This is a genomic window from Mesorhizobium qingshengii (assembly GCF_027563465.1).
GTDB lineage: Bacteria > Pseudomonadota > Alphaproteobacteria > Rhizobiales > Rhizobiaceae > Mesorhizobium > Mesorhizobium qingshengii_A.
Window position 1 is genome coordinate 1 of the sequence record NZ_JAPFQA010000040.1, and the last position, 9,508, is coordinate 9,508.

Consider the following 9,508-nt stretch of genomic DNA (forward strand, 5'->3'; position numbering starts at 1 on the left):
AGATGCTTCGCCTCGCTGATGTCGGAAACTTTCAAAGACGGGTCGATAGCGACTGACGATGAAGCCTGTCGTGCTAGCGCGAGGGGATCGCCTTTCGCTCTCATCAACACGTATTCGAAGGCATCCGACCCCGTCATTCGGGCGATGTAAGCCGCGTTGGCGACCAGGAAAGAGTCCTTTGGCGCGGTCGGAAATTCACGCGCCACGCCGATGAACTTGAACGGAACCGGGTGATACTGGTGATCTCGTGCGTTCATGAGCCGCAGATTGATCGTGTCGCCTAGCTGGAGCTGGAAGTCCTGGACGGTCTCCTCCGATACGAGCACGCCGTCGGGTGTCGAGGCGAGCCGGTGCAGGATGGCGGCCGCACTGCCGCCGCTGAAATAGGCATCGGATAGGTTCGTTGCGCGTTCGATGCGCCTGGGATTGATGCCGTAGAGATCCTGCAAGTCCGCACCGACATACGCGAAGCGATGCTGCATGGGCTCCGCCGCGGCTGCTTCTGGCGATGTCGCCAAGAGGCCCAGGTGTTTCCCTGCCGGCTTGTCCGACGTTCCGAACACAGTGACATCGGATCCGTTGGTGAGTTCTGCATCGATGCGGGCTTGTGCGTTGTAGGTCGTGTTGAAGATGGCGGTCGACGTGGCGAAGGATATCGCCAGCGCGGTCATCGCGATGCCGATGGTCAAGCGCTGCGGCTGTCTCGACAATGCTGCCGACACGATGGAAGCAAGAGGTCCTGAGACTGGCCTGACGATACCCCGCAACATGACGCCGTTGCGCGAGATGATTGAGGCCGACAGACGGATAGTGAGCAGGGCTGTGCCCAGCCAGAACAGCGCCGGCGCTATGAACGCCTTGTAGTCGACCGCTGTTGCGGCGACGCCTTCGGGTGCAAGCACGATCTGATATCCGGTGCTCGCCGACTGCCAGAAGAACAGCCCGGCGGCGGCAAGCAGGACCATGTCCAGCCACAGGCGCTGCCAGAGCGGCGCATTTGTTCGGACGACGGCGTGACGGGCAGAACTTACCGTGATCCAACGCGCATCGCGCCAGGCTGGCCACAGGAAGGCAGTGAAGCCTAGCGACAATCCCACGCCCACGACAAAAACCAGCATCGGAACGCTTACCGATGTTGTTTCGAGCATGCCGGGAGCCAGAATGCCGAAGACCACTGTGCCAGCAATCCCGATCGCGGTGCCGCCGATCGCTGCCATTGCGGCCTCGGTGGCCGACAAGGCCATGATTCTGCGGGTCGTGGCGCCGCGAACACGGAGCAGGGCCTGCTCGATGCGCCGGCGTGCGGCGCCTGACGATGTCACGGCAAAGGTTAGGACCACGGCCAGTGCGATGCCGGGCAGGCCCAAAAACAGGAACAGGACGGAGGCGTAGAGCGCGTCCTGGCGGACGGCGTCAAGGCGCGCACCGAGATTGTTGGCGACCAGCGCTTGACCCGCGACCTTCGCTTCGAAATTCTTCTCCGCGCCGGTAACGAAATTGTATGCCGAGACCGGGTCGGGCGGTAGCATGGCGTGAGCAAGCTGCACGTGTAACTGCAGCCTGGCGGTGTCAGGTCGCATTTTCTGCTGAGCATCAAACAATTGCTGCCAGTCCTGCTGCGGCAGGATGATTACGTTGTCCGGTGGCGCCTGGGGGGCTGCCTGAGGCGGCAAGCCCACCGCCTGGAAAAGGGAATCCGCATCGGGCAGATCGATCACACCGGCGACCTTGACGTCTGCCGAGGGCAGCCCGATCCGCTTGATCCAGATCGTGTCGCCAGGGCCAACGTGAAGGTTAGCCGCCGTTTGCTGAGCGATCAGCACGCCGTTGGCGTCCCCTGCAAGTGGCCGCACTTCCGCCGGGAAGTCCTTCAAATAGCCGCTGTCGAAGGCGATGACTTGTCCCGGTCCCGTGGTCTGTGTCGTGCCTCCCGTCTGCGCCTCAAAACCTGCGACATCGGCATAGCGGACGCGGTGGGCAGTCTTCACCCGCGCGGTATCAATCAACGCCTTGCCAACAAGGTCCGGATCCGCCCCTGGGATCACCAGAACCTGCCAGTCGATCGGGACAGCCGAGATGGCCCGGGCCGTCATGGAATTACTGGCGTTGACGAGGAACAGGCCCACCACAGCGAGAAGCATGACTGCCAGTGCCACGCCAGCTGTAGAGCCGGCGACACGTAGGAAACGGCGGGCGAGTATCCCACGGACCCAGAGGAGATACATCATGCCGCCTCGTTCCTGTGACGACCACGAACAAGCCGTCCATGATCCATTGTCCAGCGCGTAGCCATCCGGGCGGCCACAGCCTCGTCATGTGTCGCGATGACCAGGGCCACGTCTGTGCCTTCCAGTCTCTTGAGAATGACGTCGAAGAAGAGTTGCGCCGTCACGCTGTCCAACTGCCCCGTCGGCTCGTCCGCCAGGATGAGTTTTGGTCCTATGGCAAGGGCGCGAGCCATTGCTACCCGCTGTGCCTGTCCTCCAGACAACTCCTCCGGCAATTTGTCGGCGACATCGCCAAGGCCAAAGGAGCCAAGAAGCGACATCGCCGTGGCATTGTCCGCGGGGGCTTTGCCGCCCAATATCAGCGGCAATTCGACATTCTGAACCGCTGTGAGCGCTGGGAACAGGCTGGGGGTCTGGAATACGAATCCGATCCAGCGTGGCCTGAGTTCCTCGAACGAACCGAGGCCGGGCCATTCCACGGTGCCCGTTGTCGGCTTGTCCAGTCCGCCAAGAATATGCAGCAGGGTGGACTTGCCGCTGCCGGAGGGTCCAACCAAAGCGATGCGCGCACCACTGACGATCTCGCAGTCGACATTGGTCAGGACCGTGACCAGGCCGGCGTTGCCATCGCGGAAGTCTCGGCCGAGGCCTTTGCCAACAACGAGTGTCTCACTCACCTGACAATCCTCCCGTCTTTCAGCCTGACGATCCGGTCGGCTCTGTTCGCCAGCGCTTCGCTGTGCGTTGCCAGCAGGGTTGCCAATCCCGCCTCGCGTCGCGCCTCGAAATGGCCGATGAGCCTGGATTCCGTCTCGCGATCGACTTCGGCGGTTGGTTCATCGGCAATCAGAATGGGGGGGTCGGCGGCCAGTGCCACGGCGAGACCGGCACGCGCCGTTTCGCCACCTGAAAGCTGGGTTGAAAATGCCGTTGCACGGTGCGAAAGGCCGACTCCTTCCAGGAGGGCGGTAAGTCGTTCTTCGTCCGGGTTTCCGGCCAGGAGCATCTGAAAGCGAAGGTTCTGTTCGATGGTCAGGTGCCCGTATAGGTTCCCCGACTGCAGGAGGATGCCGAAACTGGCCGCGCGAATGCGCGTGCGTTCGGCTTCCGACCGCCGGGTCAGCCGCACTCCGGACACTTCGACATGGCCGCCATCCGGCTCGTCCAGACCGGTCAAACAGGACAAAAGCGTGGACTTGCCGCTCCCTGACGGCCCGGTTAGCGCAACAATCTCGCCCGCCGCCAGTTGAAAACTGACGCCGCGCAGTGCGGCGGTCTCGTCATCTCCGATGTGGAAGAACCGATAGAGCTCATGCGCTACAAGGAGAGGCATGTCACTTCCACTTGAACGAGTTGGACATCAGCTGCCATTGATCGACATTGTCCGCGCCCTTGGGCGCATAGAGTTCGAGCGTGACGAGCTTGCCGTCCTTGAAATAGAGGTAGCGCTCGTTCTCAAGCCGGATTTGTTTGTTGGTGACGGCGTTGGGTTCGGAATTGGACGTATAGACGATGCGGATCGCCGAACCCGCCGGCAGCTTGACCTGCTTGACCGCAGTGACCTTGACGGCGCGTTCGGCCTTCTCCAGCTCCGGAACAGACGTTGCCTTGACGCTCTCGACCGTCGGCGCGGCGTCTGCCTTTGATGCAGAAACAATGACGCCGTCGAGCTTATCGATGAAGCTTGCGCCGTCCGCATGATCCGACCGCGCCCAGCCCTCTGGCACCTTCATCGTGAAACCCAGCGGCGAGGCGTAGTCGATGAAGACCTGGGAATCCGGGATATCTCCGGGAGGGTTCTTTTCCATGGGGACAGCCTTTTCAGCGGCGGCTGCTGACTGGGCCCCGATAGCGGGGAAAAATGCCCCCATGGCTCCCAAGGCCATGGCGAGCGTCAAAGTAGGCAGAGTGCGGGTGGTTGGAGAAATACGTTTCATAGTTGTTGCGGCCTTTCCAATTGAACGGGCAATAGGTCAATCTACCGCATCGAGTTTACAGCGAAGTCGCTGCTCTTGTACGGATCGGTAAGCTTTCTATGGCCGCCTCCGTGCCTCCACAGTTGGCTATTCCGCTGCTGGAAAGCTCACGATGACTGCCAGGCCCGGTCCGCAGTCTTCAAGCGCTATGCTGGCGCCATGCAGATCAGCGATCGCCCGCACGAGGCTCAATCCTAGACCGCTCCCGGGCGTGGACCGGCTGTTGTCAAGCCGGTAGAGCCTCTGAAACACCTTTTCGCGCTCTTCGGCTGGAATACCTGGTCCGTTATCGCTGACCGTTGCGAGAATGCGACCCGGCCGCCGCGCTGTCGATAGCTGGATGACGGTACCTTTGGGACAATGCCGCAGCGCATTTTCTGCCAGGTTGGCGAACATTTGGGTCAGAAGTTCCCTATCTCCATGGATTTGGGCTCCCCCGGCTTGTCGAGGCGCTGCCGACAGCGACTTGCCGTCATCTTCCGCAACCTCGGCGTAGACCTCAACAATAGCGTCGATAACGCTGTTGAGATCCAGGTCTGCAAACCGCGCCTTGCGCGCGCCAGCCTCGATCTGGGCGATACGAAGCAGCGCATCAAAGGTCGCGTTAATCTCGGCGCTCTCGTCCAGCGCTTCCTCCAGTTCGTCCCCAACCGTCTGGCCCAATGCCGTTTTCTCGGATGCTGTGTTCAAAATCATCTGGAGGCGATTCAAAGGCGTCTTCAAATCATGCGCGATGTTGGCACTGACCTGCTTCATACCGTCGACAAGCGCTGACAGGCGGTCGAGTGCGGCGTTCACCTGAGCAGACACGATGTCGATATCGTCCCCGTTTCCTGTGAGGGGAATGCGGGCGCCAAGCCGACCATGCGAGACGTCCACCATCGTTGCAGCAATGCCGTCCAATCGGCGCTGGACGCGAGATGCAAGCAGGGCGCCGCCGATCACAGCCAGACCTGTGATGATGAGCGTTCCCCAGCCGAAACTCATGATGAGGATGGTCTCCAGCTCCTCGGTTTCGGACAGGCTGAAGGCAACTGTCAGGTTGTTTCCTCCGATCGAGCCGGAATAGGCACGATACCGACTATCCGGCGCCACCCCCGGCAGTTGAGCGCTGACTATAGAAAATCCATCGGGAAGCGCTGTCGCGATGAAGTTTCCGGCCAGATGATTGCCACCCGAGCTAGTGAGTGAGAACAGCTGTTCTTTTTTCGTGCTGATCTGGGAGTGGCTGTCGACGGTGGAAACCAGATCATCCAGGTCGTTCGCCCCATAAGTCGCCGCGACGACCGAATAGGTTTCCCTGATGGACTCGTCGAGCCGGTTCGCCAAGTCAACACTCATCAGATGATAAACGATGCCGCCGGAGACGATGAAGGCGAACACGAACAGGAATGCGAACGTCAACGCAAGCCGAAAAGGCGTGCTGCGAAAGAGCCTGAGGCTAGGCATGCAGGGTGTAGCCGGTATGACGCACCGTATGGATAAGCTGGGCTTCGAAAGGTTTATCGATTTTGGTCCGTAACCGACTGATATGGGTCTCGACCACGCTGGTCTTGGGGTCGAAATGGAGGTCCCAGACGCGTTCCAGGAGCATGGTCCGTGTGATGACCCGCCCCTCACCACGCATAAGGACCTCAAGCAGACCAAATTCCCTTGGCTGGAGGTCGATCGTCTGGCCGTGCCGCGTAACACGCCGCATGATCAGGTCCATTTCGAGATCGGCGACCCGCAAGGTGGTCTTCTGCTCTTGGGCAGCTGGCCGCCGGTTAAGCGCATTGATCCGGGCGAGCAGTTCGGAAAAGGCGAATGGCTTGACGAGATAGTCGTCGCCACCAGCTTCGAGTCCTTCGACGCGGTCATCGACGCCACCAATCGATGTCAGAAAGATTGCCGGCGTCCGCACACCGGCGGCACGCACTGCCTTGATCATCGACAGGCCGTCCAGGCTTGGGACCATCCGGTCGGCGACTATCACGTCGTAGGCGTCCCTTGTCGCCGCAAAGAGAGCGTCATGACCATCAGCCAAGACATCGCAAATGTGTCCTGCCTCCGACAATCCCTTTGCGATGTATTGAGATGTTTTGAGGTCGTCCTCAACGACTAGAATTCGCATATTTACCACCACCTTTTTGTGCAAATTCGGCCAAAATGGCCTCTATGGGGGCGCTCGGCGCCAACATCGAGGCCATTATCGAGCGTTCGTCGCCTGAATATTATATACAGTCGTTAATCTATTCAGCTTCGAGCAAGATCTCGTCGATTTCGCCAGCGTTCCTTTTTATGCTCATGTAAACGACCAGCGCGGCAATGCAGCCAAGGAAGATCAAGCTTGTTGAGGTGGTGCCGAAGCCCAAGCCGCCATATTCAAGCGGCTGCGACAGCAAGTCACCAAACGAGGCGCCAAGTGGCCTGGTCAGGATATAGGCAAGCCAGAAGGCGAGGATCCCATTCAGCTTAAAGACATAGTAGGCAAAGGCGATCAGCGTGATCACGCCACCAAACAATAGGCCCGTGGCCAGATAGCCCATGTCGAACGTTTCGGCGACCAGATCCCCTGCTGCCGTCCCCAGCGAAAACGTAAAGAGGATCGCCAGCCAATAGAAGATCTCACGTTTCGTGGTGTAGATGGTGTGGATCGACAGTGTCCTTTCACTTGCATACCAGACCGCGAATGTCGCAGCGAGGACGACGCTGAACGCAACTGTCGTCGTTTCAAGGCGTACGCCGAAATTGTCGACGAGATTGTCCGTCACCAGAGTGCCCACAACGCTGATCAGCACGACAGCTAACCAGTAAGCCCAAGGAACGTAGCGCTTCTGCGCGAACTGAAACACCAGGGCGACCAACAGGACACCGGTCATGATCAGCGACGTAACCGTCAGCCCGAGGCCGAGGTTGACGGCGAGGTAGTCCGCCGCCGTTTCGCCCATGGTCACGGCCATAAGTTTGATCAGCCAGAAGTCGACTGTGACATCAGGAACCCGGTTGGCGACCGGTTGCACGGTTTGAGTGGTCAGGAGAGGCATGATGGTGTCCTGTGATCGAGGCGTTGATTGTTGTCGGCCGTGGCCTATTTGCCCATGACTTTCATGGCCTGTGCGAAGAAGTCGTCCGCCCGCTTGTCGTCGTCTGCGTTGCAGCGCTCGATGCCTTTCGTCTCGAGGTCGGTAATCTTGGCCTTGTCCGCGTCACTCGTTTTTGCGGTTGCTTCTGTGGCGCGCAGCGTTTTGAGCATTTCCTCGCATGGTATGTTGGCGGCGAACGCGGATGATATCGGGCCGGCAAATACGAGGGTGCCAAGAGCAAAGGCGAGAGTGAGGTTCTTCATGCGGGATTTCCTTTTTCGTAGCCGGTCTGCCGGCGATACCGTTCATGGGCCGTCAGCTGGAAGCAGCCGACATCAACAGCGTAGGGCGCTAACTTCACCTCGACCTGTCCGCAGAGTTACAGTTTCGTAATAAAGTCGCCGTGCAGAAATCAATGTGCACAATGACCGCCGCACCGACAAAACATTCCAGCGACGTTCACAATTCACGTAATACGCAATGCGGACGGGAATTATTACAACTGCCAATATTACCGATCTGTAAGGAGGCGGAAATCTTACCGGAAGCCACGATGCCTATATTCTACATTCTTCATGTTTGACCCGAGCGGCCTTAGCCACTTTCTGTCGGGATGGTAGGTATGTACAATTTGTACAGAACGGCACGTATCTGTTTCGTCGCCACGGCGAGCGCCTTGTCGGCCTGGACAGGATCCTCCTGGTCAGCGGAAATGTCTCGGCCGAAGCTTTGCGCGCCTTTGGTCGTGAATGACTGCTATGTTGGCTACATAACGCCCGCCGGCACCCTGCTGGTTTTGCTTTCTTCGAAAGACATTGATCCGTTGGTGAGTCTTGAGGTACCGGTCTCCTCTGCCAACCAAGAGGCACCTTTCGCTCCGCTCGATTTTTCAAAGCAGATCGGTAATATCGTGATGCTCGACGCAGTGGGCACCGATCGGATCTACTCCGCCCGGATTGTCTCTACTGCCGACCCCATATTCACCGCCCTGTACATGGCCACCATTCTTAAGATCCCACCAGGTGAGCAGCAGCAGTAACTGGACGCGGATGGTGTGGCGCGCTCGAAAGTTACGGTGGAGTCTCAGTTTGAAACCTATACCAGAATCTTCAGCTCAAGCCTCCGAACTGGTATTGATTAAGCCGGAGTTCCATGCCCAGCCCAAGCCCCAGATGCAAGAGCGACGTCTGCCGCAGCAGCCGCAGCCGCCGCCGGGTAAGAAGCCGTCCTGCGGGCATCCGGGCGAGCCGGCCTGCAGCAAACAGGAGCGCGGAAGGCAATAGGGGCGACAAGCAGCCCGAAGTGGATCGGTGAGGCTCCGTCTAGGATCTGGTTTGCGAGGGCAAGACGGACAAGGTTCTTGCCTAGCTTTAGAGCCGCTCCGCAGTGGGTTTGCGAAGTCTATTTACAACTTCCGCGCCTAGCGTTCGCTCTGCGTACTCCGTCAGCAGAAGATACGAAACGCCGCTCGACCGGAAGGGAGCGGCGTTTACCAAGCGTGGCGTCCTACACTAGACGAAACCCCGATTTGGTCGGGGCCGCCGGACTTGAACCGACGTTTCCAGCTTGTTCGCTATTACCGCTTAGATGGCGATCTTCCGTCGTCCTTGCAAGCCTCCAGGCGGAGCGTAACTCGCGAAGTCAGGAACGGAAGGCAAGTTTTCTATGGCGTGACCGCGATCGGCGCTGTCCCACCCCACGTCGGTTTGCTTGGATGTTCATACGGTACTGAGTTGACGAAGAGCGACATGTCACGCGACGCGGCTAGGGTCAGGACCCATTAATTTGTTGAGTTGATGTCTTTTGGGTGATTCAAGGTGGCAGGAGGTGCCGCCTTGAGTGATTTGCTGATGTTGACGCCGGAGCAGATGCGCCGGATCGAGCCCTATTTTCCTTTGTCGCATGGTGTACCGCGTGTAGATGACCGCCGGGTGCTGAGCGGCATACTATTCGTGATCCGCAATGGCCTTCGCTGGCGAGATGTCCCTTCCGACTACGGTCCGCACAAGACCATCTACAACCGCTTCATCCGCTGGAGTCGGCTGGGTGTGTTCAACCGCATCCTGGCGGAACTGGCCGCGCAGGGCGGCAAAACGGACAATCTGATGATCGATGCCACCCATCTCAAAGCACATCGCACTGCCGCCAGCCTCCTTAAAAAGGGGCTCTATCCCGATGTATCGGACGCAGCCGAGGCGGACTGACCACCAAGCTGCAAGTGGTCTGTGACGGCAAGGGA

The 9,508-nt window shown here is 59.1% G+C and carries 9 protein-coding genes and 1 pseudogene; 2 read left to right on the top strand and 8 right to left on the bottom strand.

Annotated features, from left to right (window positions below):
* From OOJ09_RS31605 to OOJ09_RS31640, 8 genes are all read right to left on the bottom strand, one after another.
* Window positions 1-2,228, bottom strand: a 2,228-nt coding sequence (locus OOJ09_RS31605) for an ABC transporter permease (protein ID WP_269908972.1), incomplete at its 3' end; no start/stop codon positions are given.
* A complete protein-coding gene (locus OOJ09_RS31610; RefSeq protein WP_269908973.1) occupies window positions 2,225-2,905 on the bottom strand; it encodes an ABC transporter ATP-binding protein in 681 nt (226 codons plus the stop codon). The genes OOJ09_RS31610 and OOJ09_RS31605, both read right to left, overlap by 4 nt.
* Entirely contained in the window at window positions 2,902-3,561 is a 660-nt protein-coding gene (locus OOJ09_RS31615; RefSeq protein ID WP_269908974.1) for an ABC transporter ATP-binding protein, read from the bottom strand. Before OOJ09_RS31615 ends, OOJ09_RS31610 begins: the two co-directional genes overlap by 4 nt.
* A gap of 1 nt (window position 3,562) precedes the next feature.
* Complete coding sequence (locus OOJ09_RS31620; protein WP_269908975.1) at window positions 3,563-4,126, bottom strand: hypothetical protein; 564 nt, start codon at window positions 4,124-4,126, stop codon at window positions 3,563-3,565.
* Between the two features lie 165 nt (window positions 4,127-4,291).
* Window positions 4,292-5,653, bottom strand: a complete 1,362-nt coding sequence (locus OOJ09_RS31625; RefSeq protein WP_269908976.1) for a HAMP domain-containing sensor histidine kinase — start codon at window positions 5,651-5,653, stop codon at window positions 4,292-4,294.
* Entirely contained in the window at window positions 5,646-6,317 is a 672-nt protein-coding gene (locus OOJ09_RS31630) for a winged helix-turn-helix domain-containing protein (protein WP_269908977.1), read from the bottom strand. Before OOJ09_RS31630 ends, OOJ09_RS31625 begins: the two co-directional genes overlap by 8 nt.
* 118 nt (window positions 6,318-6,435) lie before the next feature.
* Window positions 6,436-7,230: a hypothetical protein gene (locus OOJ09_RS31635; protein ID WP_269908978.1), complete on the bottom strand. Its 795-nt coding sequence runs from the start codon at window positions 7,228-7,230 to the stop codon at window positions 6,436-6,438.
* A gap of 44 nt (window positions 7,231-7,274) precedes the next feature.
* Window positions 7,275-7,532, bottom strand: a complete 258-nt coding sequence (locus OOJ09_RS31640) for a hypothetical protein (RefSeq protein WP_269908979.1) — start codon at window positions 7,530-7,532, stop codon at window positions 7,275-7,277.
* A gap of 359 nt (window positions 7,533-7,891) precedes the next feature.
* Here OOJ09_RS31640 and OOJ09_RS31645 point away from each other — a divergent pair, with 359 nt between their 5' ends.
* Window positions 7,892-8,308: a hypothetical protein gene (locus OOJ09_RS31645; RefSeq protein WP_269908980.1), complete on the top strand. Its 417-nt coding sequence runs from the start codon at window positions 7,892-7,894 to the stop codon at window positions 8,306-8,308.
* Window positions 8,309-9,104: 796 nt separating this feature from the next.
* Window positions 9,105-9,508: pseudogene (locus tag OOJ09_RS31650) on the top strand (IS5 family transposase); the annotation flags it as partial.

What these genes read in the sequence shown, in the direction of transcription:
- OOJ09_RS31630 (WP_269908977.1), bottom strand. Translation starts at nt 6,317, where the DNA reads ATGCGAATTCTAGTCGTTGAGGACGACCTCAAAACATCTCAATACATC.
- OOJ09_RS31640 (WP_269908979.1), bottom strand. Translation starts at nt 7,532, where the DNA reads ATGAAGAACCTCACTCTCGCCTTTGCTCTTGGCACCCTCGTATTTGCC.
- OOJ09_RS31645 (WP_269908980.1), top strand. Translation starts at nt 7,892, where the DNA reads ATGTACAATTTGTACAGAACGGCACGTATCTGTTTCGTCGCCACGGCG.
- OOJ09_RS31635 (WP_269908978.1), bottom strand. Translation starts at nt 7,230, where the DNA reads ATGCCTCTCCTGACCACTCAAACCGTGCAACCGGTCGCCAACCGGGTT.
- OOJ09_RS31615 (WP_269908974.1), bottom strand. Translation starts at nt 3,561, where the DNA reads ATGCCTCTCCTTGTAGCGCATGAGCTCTATCGGTTCTTCCACATCGGA.
- OOJ09_RS31625 (WP_269908976.1), bottom strand. Translation starts at nt 5,653, where the DNA reads ATGCCTAGCCTCAGGCTCTTTCGCAGCACGCCTTTTCGGCTTGCGTTG.